This window comes from Streptomyces sp. NPDC042336 (genome assembly GCF_055581985.1).
The window spans coordinates 410,989-433,217 of record NZ_JBVJEA010000004.1; the positions used below are offsets into that span (position 1 = coordinate 410,989).

Genomic DNA, 22,229 nt, shown 5'->3' on the forward strand with positions numbered 1-22,229 from the left:
TGCGATTGAATTCCGGGCATGGCAGAGCAGTTGACGGGACTGGCCGACGACCGCGCCCTCCTCGGGCGGACCAGCACCGCCGAGCGGGTCTCGGACATCCTCAGGAGCCGGATCGCCGAGGGCTACTTCCCACCCGGGACCCGGTTGTCCGAGGACAGCATCGGTGGCGCCCTCGGCGTCTCCCGCAACACCCTGCGCGAGTCGTTCCGCCTGCTCACGCACGAACGCCTGCTCGTCCACGAGCTGAACCGGGGCGTCTTCGTCCGGGTCCTCACCGTCGAGGACGTCGAGGACATCTACCGCACCCGCTCCCTCGTCGAGTGCGCCGTCGTCCGGGGCCTCGGCGAGCCGCCGTACCCGCTGGACGGGCTCGCCGAGGCCGTCGAGGACGGGCGGCGGTCGGCCCGCGAAGGTGACTGGAAAGGCGTGGGTACGGCCAACATCCACTTCCACCGGGAACTGGTGGCCCTCGCCGGCAGCGAACGCACCGACGAACTGATGCGCAGCGTCTTCGCCGAACTGCGTCTCGCCTTCCACGTCGTGGACGACCCGCGGCGCCTGCACGAGCCGTACATCGCCCGGAACGCGGAGATCCTCACGACCCTGGAGAGCGGCGAGCGCGAGAAGGCGGCGCGGCTGCTCGCGGTCTATCTGGAGAACTCGCTGGAGCGCGTCGTGGAGGTCTACCTGCGGCGGGTCGGGGACGAAGGGTAGGACCGGCGACACGACGGCCCACGGCACGGCGGCCGACCGCCGTGCCCGAGGGGGCCCATCTGCGCCGTTTGGGCCGATGTCAGACCGAGGACCTAGTCTGTGCACCGTGACTTCGCCTGCATCGACGGACAGCGTTCCGCCCCAGCTCAGCGCGGGGCCGCGCCCCGCCCCGGGCCCGGCCGCCGACGAGGGCCTGGCGCGGCGGCTGCGCGCGCTCGCCTGCACGGCGCCGCTGCACGACCTCGACGCGCGCAAGGTCAACCTCGCCGGCGAGTACTCCGTGTACGGCATGGCGGAGGTCGCCCTCGCCGCCATCGACCTCGTCACGCTGAACATGGACTTCGACACGGGCGCCGACCACGACCAGATAGTGGCCAGGCTGATCCCGCGCGTCGCCGCCCAGGCCCCGAGCCGCCCCGCCGCCGAGCACGAGCGGGTGGCCCGCTGGGTCCTGGAGAACCTGATCAACGTCGGCAGCGTGGACCGCGGCTTCCGCGCGGTGTACGGCACCTTCGGCCCCGACGGCACCTATGTGCGCCGCGACTACGACTTCAAGCTGCTCGAAGAGGTCCCCGGCCCCGGCGGCACCGTCTACCTGCGCACCACGGACGAGGCGGTCAACGTCCTCGTCGGCGCCCTGGACACCGACGTCACCAGTGCCCAGATCGCCGCCGAGGTGAAGCTCGAGGTGCTGATCAGCCGCGGCCGCCTCGCCGACGCCCAGCTCGCCGCCGAACAGGCCCGGTACCGGACCGTCCAGTACTCCGAGACCCTGCGCCGCGCCCTGGACGCCACCCGGCGCAACGTCCGCGCGGTGGACTGGCTCACCGCCGTCCCCGACATGATCGCCGAGGCCCTGGACCACGTCGCCGACCGCTACCGGCACGAGAACGCGATCCTGACCAACATCCGCAAGGCCCGCGACGAGACCGAGGACGCCGAGCACAAGCGCCGCGCCGCCGAGCTGGTCGACATCGTCAAGGACTGCATCCGCCGCCACACCCAGCTCCAGTCCCGCCTCCTGGAGGCCGGCCCGCTCTTCCGCGCGGAACAGGACCGGCAGGCCTTCGCCACCCCCCTGACCACCTCCGGCCTCGACCTGTACGGCCATCTCGTCGCCCCCGTGCTGCCGTTGCCCGTGGAGCGGGCGCTGCGCGTCACCGACGCCTTCTTCGCTCGGGGCACCGGGCTGCGCACACCCGTCTCCGTCCGGGTCGGCGACCTCGTCGACATACTCCTCACCCCGCCGGTGGAGCGGGAGCACCTGGGCGCCGAGATGCCGGAGCCCGACCTGATCGCCACCCCGGACGACAGCCGTTTCAGCGAGGAGCAGCTCGCCGCCGCCATGGAGCTGCTCGACCTGCCGCACGACGCCCCGCGCCGCCTGTCCGGGCTGCTGGCCGACGCCCGCGCCCGCGACGCCGAACTGCCGTACCTCGTCGCCCTGCTCGCCGTCCACGCGGCCAGCCCGCCGGTCGGCACCGCCTACCGCCAGGGTGAGCCGAAGCTGCTGTTCGCCGTCGACGACGGCACCGAGCTGGACGACCCCGAGTTCGGCGGCGCCGACCTCATCGTCGGAACGGCACTGCTGGACGCGGCGGGAATGGCGGCGGACCGGACGGAGGCGGCATGACCGGACGGCACCACCGCTGCGACGGCCCCGCTCAGCACGTCGCCCACCACCACAGCCCCCACCCCCGTCCCCAGCGACAGCACAGCGAGGAGTACCGACCGTGACCGAGCACGTCGACCGGAGCGAGCCGGAGGCGGGTGCCGCGCCGACCACCGCGGCCGTCACGCCCGCCGACGCCGCCGACGCGGCGCGGCTCGTCGCCTTCGGCCTCCAGCCCAAGCTGTTGCCCGCCCGCGACCAGGAGTACGCCGACCTGCTGCGCCGCTACCGCGAGGACCCGCCGTTCGCACGGCTCGCCGACGCCGTGGCGGCCGGCCTCGGGCTGGTCGTCCTGGAGGTGTCCCCGCGTGCGGGAATGGCCGTGACCGCAGCCGAGGACTCGGTCTTCGCGGTCCGCATGGGCGACTACGCGCGTCGCGCCGCCACCGACTCCGGCGACCGCTTCCTGCACGGCCTCGCCCACCTCGCCGTCGCCGCCATGGCCTACCCGCGCCCCGAAGACCTCGCCGACGACGGCTACATCGGCCGCGTCACGGTCAACGGCGTGGACGCGTTCGTCCGCCAGGCCTGCCGGAGACTCGAGGAGCGGGCCGAGCAGCAGGGCGAGAACACCGACCCGGCCACCGACGCCCCGGGCCTGGAGGCCGCGTGGCGGATCTGGGTCCGGCGCAGCGCGACCGGCGCCACCAAGGACGCGCGCAGACTTCCGGGCTCCACCACCGGCATCGTCGGCAAGGCCGCCGCGTTCCTCACCGAGTCCGGCTTCCTCCAGCGCACCGGCGACGACCACGGCGGCACCTACCGGACGACGGCCCGCTACCAGCTCCAGGTGCGTGACATGGCGGGCAGCGCCGCCATGACCGAGCTGCTGGACCTGGGTGTCGTCCCGGTCACCGACGGCACCGCGACGCTGCTGCCCGCCGAGGAGACGGACGACCTGGAGCTGGTCGCCGACGCCGGACTGCCCTTCCACTCCTCCTGACCCCACAGCCGCCCGACAGCCCCCGCCCCGTCCGAACGCCCCGCCCCGTCCGTCCCGACGTCCGAAGACTTACGAGAGTCCGCCATGTACGAGCTGTCCCGGGTCCGCCTCTACTCCATCGGACCCGCCGGTGCGCGCTACGCCGACACCGTGCTTGACCTGCGCGGCGTGGGCGAGCCCGTGCCCGACCCCGCGCCCACCCAGGCGGAGTTCTTCGAGGAGGAGCCCGTCGGCCCGCCGCGCCGCCCCGCGCCCGCCGGCGTGCTCTTCCTGGAGAACGGCGGCGGCAAGTCCGTGCTCCTCAAGCTGATCTTCTCGGTGATGCTCCCGGGCCACCGCAACACCCTGGGCGGCGCCAGCTCCGGCGTGCTGCGCAAGTTCCTGCTCGCCGACGACTGCGGCCACGTGGTGCTGGAGTGGCAGCACGTGCAGACCGGCGAGTGCGTCGTCGTCGGCAAGGTCAGCGAGTGGCGCGGGCGGCAGGTCTCGGGCGACCCGCGGAAGTTCGCCGAGGCCTGGTACTCCTTCCGGCCAGGCCCCGGACTGACCCTGGACAACCTGCCGGTCGCCGAGGCCACCGCCGTACGACCGCCCGTCGAGGGAGCCTCAGGAGCGCAGGGCAGGCGGCGCACCATGAAGGGCTTCAGGGACGCGCTCACCGAGGCCGGCAAGGCCTACCCGCACCTGGAGGTGCACTGGGAGGAGATCCACGACCGCTGGATCGAGCACCTCGGCGACCTCGGACTCGACCCCGAACTCTTCCGCTACCAGCGCGAGATGAACGCCGACGAGGGCGAGGCCGCCGGTCTCTTCGCGGTCAAGAAGGACTCCGACTTCACCGACCTGCTGCTGCGGGCCGTCACCGACACCCGCGACACCGACGGCCTCGCCGACCTGGTCGGCGGCTTCGGCAACAAGCTGGGCCGGCGCGCCGAGCTGATCGCCGAACGCGACTTCACCGCCGGGTCCGTCGACCTCCTCGGCCGGATCGTCGAGGCCGCCGAGGCACGCACCCGCGCGCGGGACATCCACGCCGCCGCCGAACGCCGCACCAGGAACCTCGCCCGCCGGCTCACCGCGCGCGGCGCCCAGGAACGGGTGCGGGCCTCCGACCTCGCCCAGCGGGTCACGGCCGCCGCGTACGCCGTCACGCACGCCGAGTCCGCCCGCGACCGCAGCAACCTCATCGCCGCCGAACTCGCCTACCGGCACGCCTCCCTGGCCCTGACCGGCGCCGAGAAGGCCGCCGCCGCGCAGAAGCGCGAACTGGCCGAGGCCCGCACCCTGCACGCCGCCTGGCAGGCCGCCGAGGCCGTCCTGCGACACCGCGCCGCCGCCGACCGCGTCACCCGCGTCTCGGCCGCCATCCAGGAGGCCGAGCGGGACGCAGCCCCCGCCCTCGCCGCCCGCTCCAAGGCCGCCGTCGACCTCGTCCGCGCCCTGCACGCGGCGGCCGCGAAGGCCGAGGACCACGCCAACGAGGAGGAGGAGAGGTCCGCCGCCCTCCAGGAGGTCAGCGACGCCGCCCACCGGGACTCCACCACCGCCGCCACCGAGGCGCAGCGCGCCCGCAGCGAGGCCGGACACCTGCGCCAGCGCCTCACCGAGGTCGAACAGGAGACCGCCGAAGCCGTCCGCGCCGGCTGGCTGGACGACAGCGCGCCCGACGCCGACCCGGCCCGCGCCGCCCTCGCCGCCAGCGACGCGGAGAAGACGACCGTCGCCGCCTGGGACACCGCCCGCGAGGCGGCCCGCCGGGCCACCGAGCGCGCCCGCGAGGCGGCCGCCGCCGAGAGCCGCGCCGAACTGACCGCGGCCCGCGCCGCGGACGCGGCCACCGCGGCCGAGCGCGCCCACGAGGGCGAGCGGCGCACCGCCGAGGCCCTGGCCGCGGAGGAACGGCTCGCCGAGCTGCTCGGCCTGGCCGCCGGGACCCGCCCGGGCATCCCCCAGCCCCGCCGGGACACCGACCGCGACGACCGGGCCGCCGCTCCCACCGCCCCGGACGGCGCGCTGACCCCCGAGGAACTCGACCGCTTCGCCGACGAACTGCGCGAACTGCTCGACGACACCGTCTCCTCCGCCGAACGCCAGCTGTTCGAGCTGCGCACCGCCGCCGCCGACGACTCCCGCATCCTCGGCGCGCTCGGCGACGGCGGTCTGCTGCCGCCGGGACCGGATGTGCTGGCCACGGTCGAGTTCCTCGGCGAGCACGGCATCCCCGCCCTGCCCGGCTGGCGCTACCTCGCCCAGGCCGTCGACCCCGCCGACCACGCGCGCGTGCTGGCCGCCCGCCCCGAGCTGGTCGACGGCGTGATCATCACCGACCCGGACTCGCACACCCGCGCCCGCGAGGTCCTCGGCGACGCGGCCCTGCTGCCGCGCTCCGCCGTCGCCGTCGGCACGGCCGCCGCCCTGCTCGCCCCGGCCCCGGCCCCCGAGTCGGACACCGGGGACGTCTTCCTCGTACCGCCGAACCCGGCCATGCACGACGAGCAGGCCGCCGACGAGGAGCGGCACGCGCTGCGCGCACGGGCGGGCGAGCGGGACGAGGAGATCCGCACCCTCGCCGCCCGCCTCGGCAAGGACCGCGAGCTGGCGGCCCGGCTCGCCTCCTGGCGCACCGGCTGCCCGGCCGGACGCCTCGCGGAACTCGCCAGGACCGCCGAGGAGGCCCGCGCCTTCGCCGAGGAGACCGAGGCCGAGCTGACCGAGGCCCGCACGCTGCGGGCCGAGGCCGACGAGAGCGCCGCCGAGGCCGTGCACCTGCGGGACGAGCGGCAGGAGGCCGCACAGAAGGCCCGCCGCGCCGCCGACGCCCTCGCCGGACTCGCCTTCCGGCTGCGCGAACGCGCCGGCTGGCAGGTCAGGCTCCGTGAACTGGCCGACGAGGGCGCCGAGTCCGAGGCCCGCGCCCAGGCCTGCCTGGAGCGGGCCCGAGCCGCCGACGAGGACCGGCGCGCCGCCCAGCGCGCCGCCGACGACGCCCGCCGCACGGCGCGGGCCCTGCGCGCCGAGCGCTCCGAGATCGCCGGCGCCCCCGACGACGTACCGGAAGAGGAGCCCGCAGACGGCGCCGGGGCGACGAAGCCGAAGGCGTCCCTGCCCGACCTCCGCGAGGCCTACCGCGCCGCGTCCCAGGTGTACGAGAAGGTCGGAGTCGGCGCCGACCTGCGCGCCGAACAGGCCCGCGCGGAGAGCGACGAGAGCGCGGCCCGCGCCGAGCTGGACCGGCTCAGCAACAAGGTCCGCACCCGCGCCGGAGCGCTCCTGGAATCGCCCGACGGCTCCGACGGCCCCTCCCGGCAGGCCGCTGTCGCCCGCGCCGAGGAACTGGTCCAGCTCCTGGAGACCCGTATGTCGAGCGCGAGCGAACAGCTCGGCCGGCTGCGCGGCGAGGCCGAACGGCACGCGCCCGAGGACGGCGACACCCACACCGACCTCCCCGAGGAGCTCCTGCCGCGCGACGCCGAGCACGCCCAGACCCTGCTGCGCACGGCGACCGCCGAACTCGCCGCGCGCACCGAGGCCCTGGCCCAGGCCCGCGACGCCCACGCCGAACTGCTCGACGCGCACCGCGCCGCCGAGGACGCGGCCGGCGGCTTCGACGAGATCGCCGCCATGCTCCGCGACCTGCTGCGCGAACACGGGCCCGAGGAGGAGCAGGAGGAGCCCGAGCCCTACGCCGGCGACCTGGAGGAAGCCCGCAGGGCCGCGGCCGAGGCCCGCCGTTCGCTGCGCGGCTGCGCCGCCGACCTGTCCGCCGCCGAGGCCGCCGTACGCGAGGCGAGCGACGTCCTCGTCCGGCACGCCAACTCCACCCGCTACGAGCAGGTCCGCACCCCCGCCCGCCAGCAGATCCGCGAACTGCCCGCCGCCGCGCTGCCCGAGCACGCCGCCAAGTGGGCGGACGCCTTCGCTCCCCGGCTGCGCGTCCTGACCGACGAGCTGGCCCAGCTGGAGCGCAACCGCGACTCGATCGTGGACCGGCTGCGCGGACTGGTCGAGTCGGCCCTCGCCACCCTCCGCTCCGCCCAGCGGCTGTCCCGGCTGCCGGAGGGCCTCGGCGAGTGGTCCGGGCAGGAGTTCCTGCGCATCCGCTTCGAGGAGCCCGACCAGGCCACCCTCACCGAGCGGCTCGGCGAGGTCGTCGACGAGGCCACCCGCGCGGCCGTGAAGAAGAACTCCGACCTGCGCCGCGACGGCATGTCCCTGCTGCTGCGCGGCGTCGCCGCCGCCCTGCAGCCCAAGGGCGTCGCCGTCGAGATCCTCAAGCCCGACGCCGTACTGCGCGCCGAGCGCGTCCCCGTCGGGCAGATGGGCGACGTCTTCTCCGGCGGCCAGCTGCTCACCGCCGCCATCGCCCTGTACTGCACGATGGCCGCGCTGCGCAGCAACGACCGGGGCCGCGACCGGCACCGCCACGCCGGCACCCTGTTCCTCGACAACCCCATCGGCCGCGCCAACGCCACCTATCTGCTGGAGCTCCAGCGGGCCGTCTCGGACGCGCTCGGCGTCCAGCTCCTGTACACCACCGGCCTGTTCGACACGACCGCGCTGGCCGAGTTCCCCCTGGTCATCCGGCTGCGCAACGACGCCGACCTCAGGGCGGGACTGAAGTACATCAGCGTGGAGGAGCACCTGCGGCCGGGCCTGCCACAGCCGACGCCCGCCGCCGAGGGGGAGGGCGAGGCGGTGCACAGCGAGATCACGGCGACCCGCATGTTCAAACGCCCCGCACAGTCGCCCGCGTGAGCGTGGTCCACGCGTGAAGCCGGTGTGGAAATGAAGTGGAGGCGTTGTCGGAGGTTCCCCTTATGCTGCTCCAGTTGATCAAGCGGCACCTGGGGAGGGCGCGACATGCTCGGCAAGCTGTTCGGCAAGGCGGGGGAGAGACCGGCGGCTGATCCGCACGCCCTTCCCGCCCCGCGCGGCCGCAGGAACGGTACGTACCCGGTGCGCGCCCTCGGTGACACGCGGGTGCTGGCGCTGGTGGAGGCGGCCGACGCGGGGGACTGGAACGGAGTGAAGGCGGCCCTGGCCCCGTTCGACCTCGGCCGGGACCACCAGGTGCTCGGCGAGCTGGCCGATCTGGGCGGGGTGCAGGACTGGATCGGCCGGGCCGTCGAGCAGGACGCCGAGCACCGGGCGACCGCGCTGCTGATATCCGGGGCCCGCCACATCGCCTGGGGCTGGGAGGCGCGGACCGCCGATCGCGCCGTGAACGTCACGCGGGAGCAGTGGCGCCTCTTCCACGAACGGCTCGAGATCGCCGAGGAACAGCTGCTGCTCGCCGCCGAGCTGCGGCCGGACTGGGTCACCCCCTGGTGCCGCCTCCTCACCTCCGCCCGCGGCATGTCGCTGCCGGACGACGTCAAACGGACCCGGTACGAGGCCGCGCTGCGCCGCGACCCGCTCGACCTGGAGACCCACCTGGAGCGGGTGTCCCAGCTCCAGCCCCGCTGGGGCGGCGAACCGGGGGAGGCGATGACGTACGCCCGCGAGGCGTTCACCCGCGCGCCCGAGGGACACCGCCTCGGCTGCGTGGTGGCCATGGCCCACATCGAGGACTGGGTGGAGTCGGACAGCCCGAGCTGCCTCGACCTGCCCTACATCCAGACCGAGCTGCGCGACGCGGCCAGGCACAGCATCCTCCACCCCGCCTACGAGCGACGCCCGGGCTGGCAGCAGGACTTCAACACCTTCGCCATGGCCCTGTCGCTGGCCTCGGAGAGCGTCGTCGCCCCGCGGGTCTTCCACGAGCTGGGCGGCGCCTGCACGCCGTGGCCCTGGCGCTACATGGCCCAGCCGGAGAAGGCGTACGCCCGCTTCCGCCGCCACGCCTGAGCCGGCCCGGCCGCACTCCGCCCCACTGGGCCGCCATCCCGGCGCCCTCCGCACCTCACCTCTTCATCACGCCACCCCGGGACTGCCCGATGACCCTGCCCGACGCTCCTACGAACCCGGTCGGCGCCGACCGCACCTTCCAGGTGGACCTGCGCGGCCTCGTCGACCTCCTCTCCCACCACCTCTACTCCAGCCCCCGCGTCTACCTGCGCGAACTCCTGCAGAACGCGGTGGACGCGCTGACCGCCCGGCATACCCTCGAACCGGCCGCCCCCGCGGGCGCCTTCGGGATCCGGCTGTACGCCGACGGTTCGGTCGTCCGGGTCGAGGACGACGGCGTCGGCCTCACCGAGGCCGACGTGCACACCTTCCTCGCCACGATCGGGCGCAGCAGCAAGCGTGCCGAGCAGGTCGCCGAGCAACGCGGCGACTTCATCGGCCAGTTCGGCATCGGACTGCTCTCCTGCTTCCTGGTCGCCGACGAGATCCACGTCGTGAGCCGCTCCGCCCGCACCCCCGACGCACCCGCCGTGGAGTGGCGCGGACGCGGAGACGGCAGCTACACCATCCGCACCCTGCGCCCCTCCGCCCGGCCCCGGCCCGGCACCACCGTCACGCTGACACCCCGCGCCGACGCCGGCGAGTGGACCCGGCCGACGCAGGTGCGGGCGCTGGCCGGGCACTTCGGCTCCCTGCTGCGGCACCCCGTGACCTTCGACGACGGCACGGGCGGCACGGGCGCCGCCGTCAACCCCGAGCCCGCGCCCTGGGCGCGTACCTACCCCACCCCGGGGGCCCGTTCCCGCGCCCTGGCCGCCTACGGCGAGGAGGTCTTCGGGTTCAAACCGCTGGACACCATCGAACTGGACCTGCCGGCCGTGGGCCTGAAGGGCATCGCGTGCGTACTGCCGCAGGCGGTACCGGCCGGACGGCGCCACGGCCACCGCGTGCACGTCAAAGGCATGCTGCTGTCCGAACAGGCCGACGAGATCCTGCCCGAGTGGGCGTTCTTCGTCCGCTGCGTCGTCGACGCCGAGAGCCTGCGCCCGACGGCCTCCCGCGAGTCCCTGTACGAGGACGACACCCTCGCCGCGGTCCGCGACGCCCTCGCCGAGCGGCTGCGCGCCTGGATCGCCCGGGCCGCCGCCAGCGACCCCGACCTGCTCGCCCGCTTCCTCCACGCCCACCACCTGGCCGTGAAGTCGCTCGCCGTGCACGACGACGAGATCCTGCGGATGCTGCTGCCCTGGCTGCCGTTCGAGACCACCGACGGGCACACCACCCTCGACGAGTTCGCCCGCACCCACGGCACCGTGCTCGTGACATCGAGCGTGGAGGAGTTCCGGCAGGTCGCGGCGATCGCCTCGGCGGCCGGGCTCGGCGTCGTCAACGGCGGCTACACCTACGACCGCGAACTGGTCCACCGGCTGCCCGAGATCAGGCCGGAGACCAGCGTCGCCGACCTCGATCCGGCGACCCTCACCGCGCACCTCGACCCGGTCGACCGGGAGACGGAACTGGCGGCGGCGGCCTACCTCGCCCGCGCCCGCGAGGCCCTGGCCGTCTTCGACTGCGACGTCGCGCTGCGCACCTTCCAGCCCGCCTCCGCTCCCGCCCTCCTCGTCGACAGCCGCGAGGCCCGGCACGAGCGCACCCGCTCCCAGCTCGCCCGCGAGCAGGAGGGCGGCCTGTGGGGCGACATCCTCGGCGCCCTGCGCCAGGAGGCCCCGCGCGCCCAGCTCATCCTCAACCAGCTCAACCCGCTGGTCCGCACCGCGGTCGCCATCGACGAGCCCGAACTGGCCCGCACCAGCGCCGAAGCCCTCTACGGGCAGGCGGCACTGCTGTCCCGGCGCCCGCTCAGGCCCGCCGAGTCGAGCCTCATCAACCGCTCCTTCCTCGACCTCCTCGCCCACGCCCTCCGCAAGGACAACTGACGATGCCCACCGCACCCCACCCCCAGAGCATCGACGAGCTGTACGAGGCGCTCCAGGCGAACCAGCGGCGCCCCTACGGCCGTACGCGCACCGTCACGGCGGAGGAACTCGTCGACGCCGCCGAGCAGTTCGAGGAGCCCCTCCCTCTCGTCCGCGCGCTGCTCGAACTCCAGGAGGCGTACACGTACGGCTCCGAGCCCCGCAAGTCGCCCGTGGCCTTCGCCCGACTGCTCACCCTCTTCGACGAGCAGCCCGACGTCTTCGACGAGAACCTGCGCCACCTGGTGTTCTGGCGGTTCAAGTGGGTGGCCGCCGCCCTGCGCGCGCTGCCGGAGATACCGCTGACGAGCCTGCGCCAGTGGCTGACCGAGATGCGCGACCGGTACGAGAAGGCCGGTCTCGGCCTCCAGCCCTACTACGGGCAGGCCTACCGGCTGGCCGCCCACGTCGGCGAGGACGAGGCCCCCGCATTCGAGCTGTGGGCCGGTCGCACGCGCACCCGGCTCAGCGACTGCGAGGCCTGCGAAATCTGCGAACGCGCCCTGTACCACCTCGCGTCGGGCGACGACGAGCGGGCGCTGCGCACCTGGGAGCCCGTCCTGGCCGGCAAGGAGTCGTGCCAGGAGGAACCCGCCCGCTCCATCGCCCACGCCCTGCTGCCCCTGCTGCGCGCCGGCCACACCGACCGGGCCCGTCAGCTGCACCTCGCCGGATACCGCGGCTGCCGCCGCAACCCCTCGATGTCCGGCGAGGTCGGCCGCCACCTGGAGTTCTGCGCGCTGACCGGCAACGAGGCACGCGGGCTGGAACTGCTCGCCGAGAACCGGAACCTGTTCGACGAGGTCGACTCGCCGCTCGAGCTCCTCGACTTCCTCACCGGCGTCGAGGTCCTCCTCCAGCGCGTCGAACAGCTCGGCCACGGCGAACTGCCCGCCGCCGGTTACCCGGGCCGCACCTGGACGGTGACCGGTCTGCGCGCCGAGGTGCACGGCCGCGCCGACGGCCTCGCCGCCCGCTTCGACGCCCGCAACGGCACCACGGCCCACACGGAGCGCCGCCGCACCCGCCTCGACCGCGCCCCGCTCGTTCAGGCGCTGGAACTGACCCTGCGCACCCGCCACCTCGACGAGGTGGCCCCCGGCGCCCCGGTCGCCGCTCCCGCCGCCCGTACGGCCGCCGCCTTCCCCGAGTCGCTGCCCGAACTGGTCGCCCGGGCACGGGCACTGGACGAACAGGGGCACCCGGACGCGCGGGCCTGCTGGACGGAACTGCGTACCCGTGTCACCGCCCGTGACTACACGCACCCCGACGACCCGGCCGTGGGCCCGCTCGCCCGGCTGCGCGCCGACCTGCTGGCCGACGAGGGAAGCCGGCTGGGCGAGAGGGACGACTTCACCGGGGCGGCCGCCCTGTACGAGGAGGCCGCAGGCCTCTACGACGACGCCGGCACACCGGCCCACGCCGCACTCGCCCGGGCCCATGCCCTCCTCGCCACCGCCCAGATCCCGCCCCGGGCCTCCGCGGCCGTCGTGGGTGCTCCCGAACGGGAGTCCGCGGTGCCCGGGACCGTGCCTGCCGCCGGAGCCGGGGCCCAGGCCCCGGCCCCGGTTCCGGGCGGCGGCGGCGACGAGACCCCGGGCGAGGCCGCCGCGCTGACCGCCGCCCACGCGGCCATGGTCCGCCTGCACGAGGAGTCGTCCGGCCTGGCGCCGTACCAGGAGGCACGGCTGCTGCGGCTCAGGGCCACCGCGCTGGGCCTGCGCCTTCAGGCGTCCCGGAGCGACGTTCACGTCGCCGCCGTCCTCGACGAGATCGGCCTGCTGCTCGACTTCGCCACCCGGCACGACGTCCTCGGGCAGATCGCCGGTGCCCTGATACTGCGGGCCACCACCTTCGCGCTCTCCGGCGACCTGCCCGCCGCGGTCGCCGAGACCGACGCGCTCCTGGACCGGCTGAGAGCGCACGGACCCGCCTGGCACCTGCCCCGTGCGCTGGGACTGCGCGCCCGGCTCCGGCTCGGTGCCCAGGACGCGGAGGCCGCCCACGCGGACCTGGGCGAGGCGCTGCGCCTGGCCGCCGACTGGCCGGCCGACGCCGTCGACACCGCCCGTCTCCACGGCGACCTCGCCGAAGCCTGCATGCACCTGGGCCGTCCCGACGAGGCACTGCGGCACCTGACCCGCTCCGCGGAGCTGAACCTCCGGCGCGGCGACCGCTTCGACGCGTACTGCGCCTACAGCAACGCAGCCACGCTCAGCCTCGACCTGGGCCGGGTCGAGGACTGCATCGCCCTGCTCGACTCCCTGCTGGCCGAACCGGACGTCGCCGCCGGAGAGCAGGACGACCGGCTGGTCGCCCAGCTGCGCCTGACCCGCGCCCGGGCGCTGCGCGCGGGGGAGGACCTCAAGGCCGCCACGGCGGAGTTCCTCGCCCTCGCGGCCGAGTCGGCCGGCTGGGACGACGACCCGGGAAGCCACGCCATGATCGCCGCGGAGACGGCCGTACTCCTCGCCGAAGCAGGTGAGTTCGACCGGGCCCGAGAGGCGGCCGACCAGGCGCTGGCCGCCCACGCCCGCGACCCGCGCCACGAAGCGCTCAGCAACTGCCTGCGCGAACTGGCCCGCCTCCAGGCCCAGCAGCAGGGCGCCGACGGCCTGGCCGGGGCGCTCGCCTTCCTCGCCGACGCGGGCCGGGTCGCAGACGGGGCCCGTGCCGCCGGGTACGAGGCCCACGGACGCCCCCTGGACTCCGCGCTGGCCTACGAGTACGGGAGGGTCAACGCCTACGCCGACGCCTATGAGGACGCCCTGGCCGCCCTGGAGAAGGCCCTCGCCCTGGTCGGCGAGCCGGGGCCGGACAACGACCGGGCCGGCGAGTGGGCCGAGTGCGTCCGCTTCGCGGCCGCCATGGAGGGCGTCTACCTGGAACGCCCGGCCCCCGCCCTCGCCCGCCTGGACGCGGCCGTCGCCCGCCTGACCGCCCTGGGGCACACCGAGGAGACCGAGCCACTGACGTCACTCGCCGCCCGGCTGCGCGACGAGGAGTAAGAGGAGCGTCGGGGGAGCGGCGGATGCCGGAGCCGGCCGGGCGCCCGCCGCCCGGCCGCTCAGGGATGCGACAGCTGTCCCGCGCCGCCCCGCCGGCCTATCCGCTCCTGGCCCCGCTCGGCGGCCCGGGCCTGACGCCGCGCCCGGCGACGCTCGCGGCGCATGGCCCGCGCGGTGCTGCTCGGCACCGACACGACACCGTGCCGCTGGTTCCACACCTGCCGGGTCACCCACACGTCCAGCACGCCCCAGGTGGCCACCACCGTGCCCGCCACACTGGCGAGCACCATCGGGAACGCCAGCCAGGACTCCGCCAGCGTGCACAGGAAGGCCACCATCGCCAGTATCAGCGTCACGGCGACGACCAGCACCGCACGGACGGCCGCCGTACGCACCGGATCGGGCATCCGGCGGCGCCGCGCGGGCTCCTCGTGCCACAACGGCCGGTATCCCGACTTCCGCTGGCCCGCCCGGGTCTCCGGCCCGGAAGCCGGAATGTCGCGATCCGGCGCCTTGGGGGCCACCGGTGCGGTCACCTCGGCCGCACCTTCGTCCGCGCGCGCACCGCGCCGCTCCGCCGTGCTCATCAACATGTCACTCCCCACCGCCAGCAGACAGCTCGTCCGTGTCCGAAGGCACGGCTCCCCTCTGGCTGCCCGGCTTGCGCTGCTTTACGCCGCCCGTGGGCGGGATGCGGCTCCTGTGGCCGATTCCGCCTCCGTTTCCCGTAGTGAAGGACGAACGGCGGGTCTCCAAGATTCCCGGAAATCCCGCGCAGTCGAATAATTTCGGCCAATCCGCCCGTCATGCCGTCACGACGATCTCCTGTCCCTCGGCCGATCCCGGGAGGCAATCTCCCGCAATGACCGGACAACTGACCATCGCCGACCCCCGGTGCGGAAGTTCGGCCTCCGGACGGGTCTTCGAGTTACCTGTGCGTCAGTAGTAGGCTCGCGCCGTTTGTTGACGCACATGTGTACCCCCGACGTTGGGGGTCGAGCTGGGGGAGGCCATGCGCTTTCGCGGGAAGTCGATCCGCCGGAAGATCGTGGCGCTGCTCCTCGTGCCGCTGGTGTCCCTGACCGCGATCTGGGCCTTCGCCACGGTGCTGACGGGCCGTGAGGCGGCCCGGCTGTTCAGCGTCTCCACCGTCGTCGAGGAGATCGGCTACCCGGTCGAGGACACCGTCCGCGTCCTCCAGCAGGAACGCCGCCAGACCCTGGTCCACCTCGCCGACCCGCGCGCCTCCGACGGGCTCGCCGCCCTGCAGCGCAGCCGTACCGCCACCGACGAGGCCGTCGCCGAGATCCGCCGCAACGCCGCCGACGCCGACGTGCGGGACGACCTCGGCCAGGCCGGGGAAGAACGGCTCACCGCCGTGCTGGACGCCTTCGACGGCCTCGGCTCCCTGCGCCGCAGCGTCGAGGACGGGACCGTCGACCGCGCCCAGGCCCTGGGCCTCTACAACCGCCTGGTCGACCCCTGCCACGACCTGCTCGCCAACCTCAACGTCGTCGACGACGTGGGCCTCGACAAGCAGTACCGCGCGCTCGTCAACGTCTCCCGCGCCCGCGAACTCCTCTCCCGCGAGGATGCCCTCCTCGGCTCCGCCCTGGTCACCGGGCGGCTCACCCGCACCGAGATCCGGGACGTCTCCGACCTCGTCGCGCAGCGCACCGTGATGTACGACATCAACCTGCCGCTGCTGCCCGCCACCGAACGCGGCCGCTACCAGCGCTTCTGGAAGAACGCCTCCTCAGCCCCGCTCCGGGTCGCCGAACAGGCCGCCGTCTCCTCCGACACCGGCACACCGAGCGGAGTCACCGCCCAGAGCTGGGACACCGCGGCCGGGAACGTCCTCAAGGAACTCGGCGAACTCGACGACGACGCCGCCGACCGCTACCAGGACCGTGTCGACCCGGTCGCCACCAGCACCATCGCCAAGGCCGTCGTAGCGGGGGCGCTCGGTCTGATCGCCCTGCTGTACTCCCTCTTCCTGTCCGTCCGCATCGGCCGCTCCCTCATCCGCGACCTCAAGCAGCTGCGCCTGGAGGCTCACGAGGCGTCCGGCGTCCGCCTGCCCAGCGTGATGCGCCGCCTGTCGGCGGGCGAGGAGGTCGACGTCGAGACCGAGGTGCCGCGCCTCGAGTACGACCGGAACGAGATCGGCGAGGTCGGGCAGGCCCTCAACACCCTCCAGCGGGCCGCCGTGGAAGCCGCCGTCAAACAGGCCGAACTCCGCGCGGGTGTCTCCGAGGTCTTCGTCAACCTCGCGCGCCGCAGCCAGGTGCTCCTGCACAAGCAGCTGACCCTGCTCGACACCATGGAACGCAGGACCGAGGACACCGAGGAACTCGCCGACCTGTTCCGTCTGGACCACCTGACCACCCGGATGCGCCGGCACGCCGAGGGCCTGGTCATCCTCTCCGGCGCGGCACCCTCCCGGCAGTGGCGCAAGCCCGTCCAGCTCATGGACGTGGTGCGGGCCGCCGTCGCCGAGGTCGAGGACTACGAGCGCATCGAGGTCCGCAGGCTGCCGCGCGTCGCGGTCACCGGACCCGCGGTCGCCGACCTCACCCACCTGGTGGCCGAACTCCTGGAGAACGCCACCGTGTTCTCGCCGCCGCACACCGCGGTGCAGGTGCTGGGCGAGCGCGTCGCCAACGGCTTCACCCTGGAGATCCACGACCGCGGCCTCGGCATGGCGGCCGACGCCCTGCTCGACGCCAACCTCCGGCTGGCCGAGACCCCCGAGTTCGAGCTGTCCGACACCGACCGGCTCGGCCTGTTCGTGGTCAGCCGGCTCGCCCAGCGGCAGAACGTCCGGGTATCCCTGCAGCCCTCGCCGTACGGCGGCACCACCGCGGTCGTCTTCGTCCCCGACGCGCTGCTCACCGACGACGCCCCGGACACCAACGGCGTCGGCTTCCGCCTCGACCGCCCCCAGCACGTCAAGGAGAAGCAGCGGGAGGACAGCCGCCGTTCCGCCCACGTGCCCGCACGACTCACGGAGCGCCCGGCCGCGCTTCTGGACGGCCCGGTCGAACTGGAGGCGCCCGTCGACCTGGACGCCCTCGACGGCCTCCCGGGCACGCTCGACGACGACAGCGAACGCGGCGGCCTGTTCCGCCCCCGCCGCTCCCTGGCCGCGGCCGACGACGACCAGGCCGCCCACCGCACCGGACCGCGGCGCCCCGAGTCCCGGCACGGTGACGAGCCGGACGCCGAGGACGGAACCGAGGCGAACGCACCGGTCGCGCTGCCCCGCCGCCGTACCCCCAAGCTGGTCAGCTCGCACGGACGCCCGGTCCCCGAACGGACCGCCCGGGACACCGCCGACGAACTCCCCGCACTGCCCGCCCGCCGTCGGGGCGCGGGCACCGCCGACCGCACCGCGGGCCCCACAGCCGGCCGCAGCGGTGACACGCCCGCCGCACGCGAGGCCGACCCGGCCGCGAACGCCGAGGCCGGCGCGCTGCCCCGACGCGTACGGCAGGCCAGCCTGGCCCCCCAGCTCAGGCAGAGCCCCGAACCGGCCACCGAGGACCGCTCCGACCCCGCCGACCGAGACGCCGACGAGGTACGCAGCCGTATGGCCTCGCTCCAGCGCGGCTGGCAGCGCGGCCGCAAGGAGAACGCCGCGGGTGACGACCCGCCCGGCGGCACAGCACCATCAGCACCACGAGGAACGACTAAGGGGGACGGTCGATGACCGCACCGAAGGCGACCGGCCACACCGCGACCAAGTCCGGGGAGCTGAACTGGCTCCTCGACGACCTGGTGGACCGTGTCGCGAGCATCCGCAAGGCCGTCGTCCTGTCCGGGGACGGCCTGGCGACGGGTGTGTCCAAGGACCTGACCAGGGAGGACAGCGAGCACCTGGCCGCCGTGGCGTCCGGGTTCCACAGCCTCGCCAAGGGCGTGGGCCGGCACTTCGAGGCGGGCAGCGTCCGGCAGACGGTCGTCGAACTCGACGAGGCGTTCCTGTTCGTCACGGCCGCCGGCGACGGCGGCTGCCTGGCCGTCCTGTCGGACGCCGACTCGGACGTCGGACAGGTCGCCTACGAGATGACCCTGCTCGTCAAGCGGGTCGGCGTGCACCTGGGCACCGCGCCGCGCACCGATCTGCCCTCGGGCGGGTAAGTGGGATGACATGAGCGCAGACGGTCAGGGAAGAAACCACTGGTTCGACGACGAGGCCGGCCCCGTCGTCCGTCCGTACGCCATGACGCGCGGCCGCACCACCAGCGCGGCCCAGCACCGCCTCGACCTGATCGCGGTGGTCGTCACGGAACCCCACGCGGACGATCCCGAGGCGGACGTCACCCTCTCCCCGGAGCACGTGGACATCGTCGGCCTGTGCCGCGACTCGCCGCAGTCCGTCGCCGAACTCGCCGCCGAACTCGACCTCCCCGTCGGGGTGGTGCGGGTCCTGGTCGGCGACCTCGTGGACATCGAACTCGTCCACGTCAACCGGCCCGTGCCCCCGGCCGAGCTGCCGGACGAGAACATTCTGCGCGACGTGATCAGCGGGTTGAGGGCACTGTGAGCCGGCCCCCGGGCACGTCGGGCGGCGGCATGTTGAGGAGAAGAGATCGATGATCTTCGGGCGTTCCCAGCGCGGCAAGCCGCCGGTCGAGCCCGTCACGCTCAAGATCCTGGTGGCCGGCGGGTTCGGTGTGGGCAAGACCACCCTCGTCGGCGCGGTCAGCGAGATCAGACCGCTGCGCACCGAGGAACTGCTCACCGAGGCCGGGCGGCCCGTCGACGACGTGAGCGGGGTGGAGGGCAAGCACACCACCACCGTCGCCATGGACTTCGGACGGATCACCCTGCGCGAGGACCTGGTGCTGTACCTCTTCGGCACGCCGGGCCAGGAGCGGTTCTGGTTCATGTGGGACGAGCTGTCCGAGGGCGCGCTGGGCGCCGTCGTGCTGGCCGACACCCGGCGCCTGGAGGACTGCTTCGCCGCGGTCGACTACTTCGAGCGGCGCTCCATCCCGTTCGTGGTCGGCGTCAACTGCTTCGAGGGGTGGGCGCGCTACCCGGCCGAGACCGTCCGCCAGGCCCTCGACCTCGACGAGTACGTACCCTTGGTGATGTGCGACGCCCGGGACCGGGAGTCCGTCAAGGAGGTACTCATCGGCGTCGTCCAGCACGCCATGACCCAGGCGGCCGACCGCCGCCGGACCGTCACGACATGAGCGGCGGACGTCACATGAGCGGCGGACTCCACGTGAGCGGCGGACACGACGTGAGCGGCGGACATCACGTGAGCGGCCGTCACCCGAAGGGCTAGCCGGCGTCGCCGTCCCCCGTCCGGCCGAAGCTCCTCTCCACCGCCCTGCGCCAGTTGCGGTACTCGCGGTCGCGCACCGACGCCGTCCCCAGGTCCGTCAGCGGTCGTGGTCGGCCGTTCAGCCCGCCGGAGCCGCCGTCCGGTCGGTGCCGCGCCGGACCTCGTGACTCGCTACGTCCGCCCGCCCCAGCACCCAACTCGCCCCGCGCAACGCCTTCGCCGCCTGCTTCAACGGTGCCAGTCGGGCCGCCGCCCGCCGGTGGTCCGGCACACTGCCCGGCGCGCACAGGACCGTCGCCAGGGACAGCGTCACGGGCCGGCCACCGGCCGACCACGGCACGTCCAGCACCGAGGCGGCCAGCGGATCCAGCCCTTCCGGATCGGTGAGCACCAGGAAGTCGTCACCGCCGATGTGCCCCACCCGCGTCTCCCCGTCCGCAGCCCGGAGCAGGGCCCGCCCGACCGCCCGGATCAGCTCGTCGCCCGCGGCGAACCCGGCGTCGTCGTTGACCTGTTTGAACCCGTCCACGTCGAGCCAGCTCAGCGCGAACGCCCGCCCGGCAGCGATGCGCCGGTCCACCTCGGCCGTGATCGCGTCCGAACCGGGCAGCCGGGTCAGCGGATTGAGCCCGGCCGCCTCCTCCACCCGGCTCTCCGCCAGCGCCCGCACCAGGTCCGCGAGCCGCACGACCCCCACGCACCGCCCGCGCGCGTCCACGACGGCCACGTCGTCCGACGTGCGGTGCGGGCCGCCGACGGCCACCACGTCCAGCACCTCCCAGGCCGTCGCCTCGATGCCCACCGTGCGCGGCGGGTCGCCGAGCTTGGCGGCCGGCCGGTCGGCGTACAGGGCGTGTCCGTAGCGCCCCGACATCGACAGCAGGAAGCGGGAGCGGTGCACCGAACGCACCGGAGCCCCGTCCCGGTCCACGAGCAGCACCCCGGACACGTCGGGCGACCCGGTCAGCAGCGCCCGCACCCGCCCCGCCGAGGCCGTCGCCGGCAACAGCGCGGCCGGCCTGACGAACTGCCGTACCGACGGCCCCGACCTGGTCGCCGGCCCGAGACCGGGGGAGCCGGGCGGAACGTACACGTCCACCGTGGGCAGCCGCGCGGGCGGAGCGAACAGTTCACCCTGCGCCAGCTGCGCCCCCGCCGCCCGCGCGACGGCGCACTGCGCCTCCGTCTCCACCCCCTCGACGGACAGCAGCGCGCCCGACTCCTCGCACAGCACCCGCATCGCCCGCACGGCCGCCGGCCGCGCCAGCAGCGAGGCGTCGAGCTTCACCAGCTCCGGCGCCAGATCCGTCAGCAGCCGCAACGGCGCGTCCCCGTCCCCGACCCCGTCCGCCGAGATCCGGAACCCCTGCCGCCGCAGCTCGGCCACCGCGTCGAGCAGGGCCCGCCGCGGCACGTGCGTGTAGGGCGGACACACGTCCAGCGTCACCTCCCACGGGAGCCGGCCCGCCTCGCGCACGGCGTCGTGCAGGGGCTGGAGACCACCGAGGTCGGCGAGCGTGCCCGCGAACACGTTGACGTGCAGCGGCAGGAGCGTCTCCCGCCGCACCGCAGCACGCAGCGCCGACACCGCGAGCAGACCGTCGAGTTCGGGATCGCGTCGCGCCTCGGCGAGCACGTCGCCGGTCTCCGGCCGGGCCAGTATCTCCAGCGCCGCGACCCCGCCGGTCATCAGGTTGACCACCGGTTGGAAGGCGAAGCGGAGAGTGTCCGTCCAGGAGCGCACGGGAGCAGGATGGCGCGACGGCCTACCGCCCGGGCCCAGTTCACGCGACGTTCACGCAGGATTCCGACCCGCTCACGCAACGTGTGCCCCGGCGAGTCGCGGGTCCGCCCACTTCCCCCACGGAGCCCCGCCCTGATAGATGCAGGGAACATGACACGACTCTCCACCGCGCTCCGCGGCCTGGTCACCACCGTCGCCGCCCTGTTCGCCGTTACCGCCCTCCCGGCGCTCCCCGCCACGGCAGCCCCCGCCCCCGCGCAGCCCCGGCCCGAACCGAGGGCCCCGGAGGACTTCGTCGCCCTGCGGAGCGTCGACCCGACGATCATCGAGGAGATGCGCTACGTCACCGCGCACAACTTCGTCGGCGAGCCCGTCGACGGCTACCGGCAGCCCCTGTGCATCCTCACCCGCCCGGCGGCCGAAGCCCTCCACCGCGCCCAGACCCGGCTGCTGCGCCAGGGCTACTCCCTCAAGGTGTACGACTGCTACCGGCCCCAGCGCGCCGTCGACCACTTCGTGCGGTGGGCCGAAGACCTCGACGACCAGGAGATGAAGGCCGAGTTCTACCCGGACGTGGACAAGACCCGCCTGTTCGCCGACGGCTACATCGCGGAGAAGTCCGGCCACAGCCGGGGCTCGACCATGGACCTCACCCTCGTACGGCTCCCGGCCGGGCCCACCCGCCCGTACCACCCCGGACAGCCCCTGGTGCCCTGCTTCGCGCCGCAGAACGAGCGCTTCCCGGACAACTCCGTCGACATGGGCACCGGCTACGACTGCTTCGACACCCGCTCGCACACCCTCGACCCCCGCATCCAGGGCGTGCAGCGCGCCAACCGGCTGCTGCTCAAGGACACCCTGGAGGACGCCGGCCTGGTGAACCTCCCCGAGGAGTGGTGGCACTTCACCTACAAGCCGGAGCCCCACCCGGACACCTACTTCGACTTCCCGGTCTCCGCGAAGTCGCTCGCCGGCCGCCGCTGACCGGCCTGCCGGAGCCGCCCCCTCCGCTGATCGGATACAGTC

The 22,229-nt window shown here is 74.3% G+C and carries 14 protein-coding genes; 12 read left to right on the top strand and 2 right to left on the bottom strand.

Going from position 1 to position 22,229, the window contains the following annotated elements; genetic code table 11:
• Positions 1 to 18 precede the first annotated feature (18 nt).
• From ACZ6IM_RS12790 to ACZ6IM_RS12820, 7 genes are all read left to right on the top strand, one after another.
• A complete protein-coding gene (locus ACZ6IM_RS12790; RefSeq protein WP_052837950.1) occupies positions 19 to 714 on the top strand; it encodes a GntR family transcriptional regulator in 696 nt (231 codons plus the stop codon).
• A 106-nt stretch (positions 715 to 820) separates the two neighbouring features.
• Entirely contained in the window at positions 821 to 2,347 is a 1,527-nt protein-coding gene (locus ACZ6IM_RS12795) for a hypothetical protein (RefSeq protein ID WP_469556348.1), read from the top strand.
• Between the two features lie 100 nt (positions 2,348 to 2,447).
• Positions 2,448 to 3,329, top strand: a complete 882-nt coding sequence (locus ACZ6IM_RS12800; RefSeq protein WP_052837952.1) for a hypothetical protein — start codon at positions 2,448 to 2,450, stop codon at positions 3,327 to 3,329.
• Positions 3,330 to 3,413: 84 nt separating this feature from the next.
• Positions 3,414 to 8,084 (top strand): coiled-coil domain-containing protein, encoded by a 4,671-nt coding sequence (locus ACZ6IM_RS12805; RefSeq protein ID WP_469556352.1) that lies wholly within the window; start codon positions 3,414 to 3,416, stop codon positions 8,082 to 8,084.
• A gap of 105 nt (positions 8,085 to 8,189) precedes the next feature.
• Positions 8,190 to 9,176 (top strand): hypothetical protein, encoded by a 987-nt coding sequence (locus tag ACZ6IM_RS12810; RefSeq protein WP_052837954.1) that lies wholly within the window; start codon positions 8,190 to 8,192, stop codon positions 9,174 to 9,176.
• Positions 9,177 to 9,265: 89 nt separating this feature from the next.
• Complete coding sequence (locus tag ACZ6IM_RS12815) at positions 9,266 to 11,113, top strand: HSP90 family protein (protein ID WP_469556355.1); 1,848 nt, start codon at positions 9,266 to 9,268, stop codon at positions 11,111 to 11,113.
• A 2-nt stretch (positions 11,114 to 11,115) separates the two neighbouring features.
• Positions 11,116 to 14,160 (top strand): hypothetical protein, encoded by a 3,045-nt coding sequence (locus tag ACZ6IM_RS12820; protein WP_052837956.1) that lies wholly within the window; start codon positions 11,116 to 11,118, stop codon positions 14,158 to 14,160.
• A gap of 59 nt (positions 14,161 to 14,219) precedes the next feature.
• On the opposite strand, the gene ACZ6IM_RS12825 is transcribed toward ACZ6IM_RS12820, so the two are convergent.
• Positions 14,220 to 14,747, bottom strand: coding sequence for a hypothetical protein (locus ACZ6IM_RS12825; protein WP_469556358.1), 528 nt, complete (start codon positions 14,745 to 14,747; stop codon positions 14,220 to 14,222).
• Positions 14,748 to 15,172: 425 nt separating this feature from the next.
• Between ACZ6IM_RS12825 and ACZ6IM_RS12830 the strand changes: the two genes are divergently transcribed.
• The 4 genes from ACZ6IM_RS12830 to ACZ6IM_RS12845 are packed head-to-tail and all read left to right on the top strand — an operon-like array spanning position 15,173 to position 19,364.
• Entirely contained in the window at positions 15,173 to 17,872 is a 2,700-nt protein-coding gene (locus ACZ6IM_RS12830; RefSeq protein ID WP_469556361.1) for a sensor histidine kinase, read from the top strand.
• Positions 17,869 to 18,303, top strand: a complete 435-nt coding sequence (locus ACZ6IM_RS12835; RefSeq protein WP_469556364.1) for a roadblock/LC7 domain-containing protein — start codon at positions 17,869 to 17,871, stop codon at positions 18,301 to 18,303. Before ACZ6IM_RS12830 ends, ACZ6IM_RS12835 begins: the two co-directional genes overlap by 4 nt.
• 10 nt (positions 18,304 to 18,313) lie before the next feature.
• Positions 18,314 to 18,709, top strand: a complete 396-nt coding sequence (locus tag ACZ6IM_RS12840; protein ID WP_052837960.1) for a DUF742 domain-containing protein — start codon at positions 18,314 to 18,316, stop codon at positions 18,707 to 18,709.
• 49 nt (positions 18,710 to 18,758) lie between these two features.
• Positions 18,759 to 19,364 carry a GTP-binding protein gene (locus ACZ6IM_RS12845; RefSeq protein WP_469556368.1) on the top strand — a complete coding sequence of 202 codons (606 nt, stop codon included), beginning with the start codon at positions 18,759 to 18,761 and terminating at the stop codon, positions 19,362 to 19,364.
• Between the two features lie 213 nt (positions 19,365 to 19,577).
• Here ACZ6IM_RS12845 and ACZ6IM_RS12850 read toward each other — a convergent pair whose 3' ends face one another.
• Positions 19,578 to 21,203 carry an EAL domain-containing protein gene (locus ACZ6IM_RS12850; protein WP_469556371.1) on the bottom strand — a complete coding sequence of 542 codons (1,626 nt, stop codon included), beginning with the start codon at positions 21,201 to 21,203 and terminating at the stop codon, positions 19,578 to 19,580.
• 150 nt (positions 21,204 to 21,353) lie between these two features.
• Between ACZ6IM_RS12850 and ACZ6IM_RS12855 the strand changes: the two genes are divergently transcribed.
• Positions 21,354 to 22,187: a M15 family metallopeptidase gene (locus ACZ6IM_RS12855; protein ID WP_052837963.1), complete on the top strand. Its 834-nt coding sequence runs from the start codon at positions 21,354 to 21,356 to the stop codon at positions 22,185 to 22,187.
• The last annotated feature ends 42 nt before the right edge of the window (positions 22,188 to 22,229 follow it).

Bases quoted from the DNA above. Each gene is read 5' to 3' on its own strand.
- ACZ6IM_RS12790 (WP_052837950.1), top strand. From the start codon at position 19: ATGGCAGAGCAGTTGACGGGACTGGCCGACGACCGCGCCCTCCTCGGG.
- ACZ6IM_RS12805 (WP_469556352.1), top strand. From the start codon at position 3,414: ATGTACGAGCTGTCCCGGGTCCGCCTCTACTCCATCGGACCCGCCGGT.
- ACZ6IM_RS12810 (WP_052837954.1), top strand. From the start codon at position 8,190: ATGCTCGGCAAGCTGTTCGGCAAGGCGGGGGAGAGACCGGCGGCTGAT.
- ACZ6IM_RS12815 (WP_469556355.1), top strand. From the start codon at position 9,266: ATGACCCTGCCCGACGCTCCTACGAACCCGGTCGGCGCCGACCGCACC.
- ACZ6IM_RS12820 (WP_052837956.1), top strand. From the start codon at position 11,116: ATGCCCACCGCACCCCACCCCCAGAGCATCGACGAGCTGTACGAGGCG.
- ACZ6IM_RS12825 (WP_469556358.1), bottom strand. From the start codon at position 14,747: ATGAGCACGGCGGAGCGGCGCGGTGCGCGCGCGGACGAAGGTGCGGCC.
- ACZ6IM_RS12830 (WP_469556361.1), top strand. From the start codon at position 15,173: ATGCGCTTTCGCGGGAAGTCGATCCGCCGGAAGATCGTGGCGCTGCTC.
- ACZ6IM_RS12835 (WP_469556364.1), top strand. From the start codon at position 17,869: ATGACCGCACCGAAGGCGACCGGCCACACCGCGACCAAGTCCGGGGAG.
- ACZ6IM_RS12840 (WP_052837960.1), top strand. From the start codon at position 18,314: ATGAGCGCAGACGGTCAGGGAAGAAACCACTGGTTCGACGACGAGGCC.
- ACZ6IM_RS12845 (WP_469556368.1), top strand. From the start codon at position 18,759: ATGATCTTCGGGCGTTCCCAGCGCGGCAAGCCGCCGGTCGAGCCCGTC.
- ACZ6IM_RS12855 (WP_052837963.1), top strand. From the start codon at position 21,354: ATGACACGACTCTCCACCGCGCTCCGCGGCCTGGTCACCACCGTCGCC.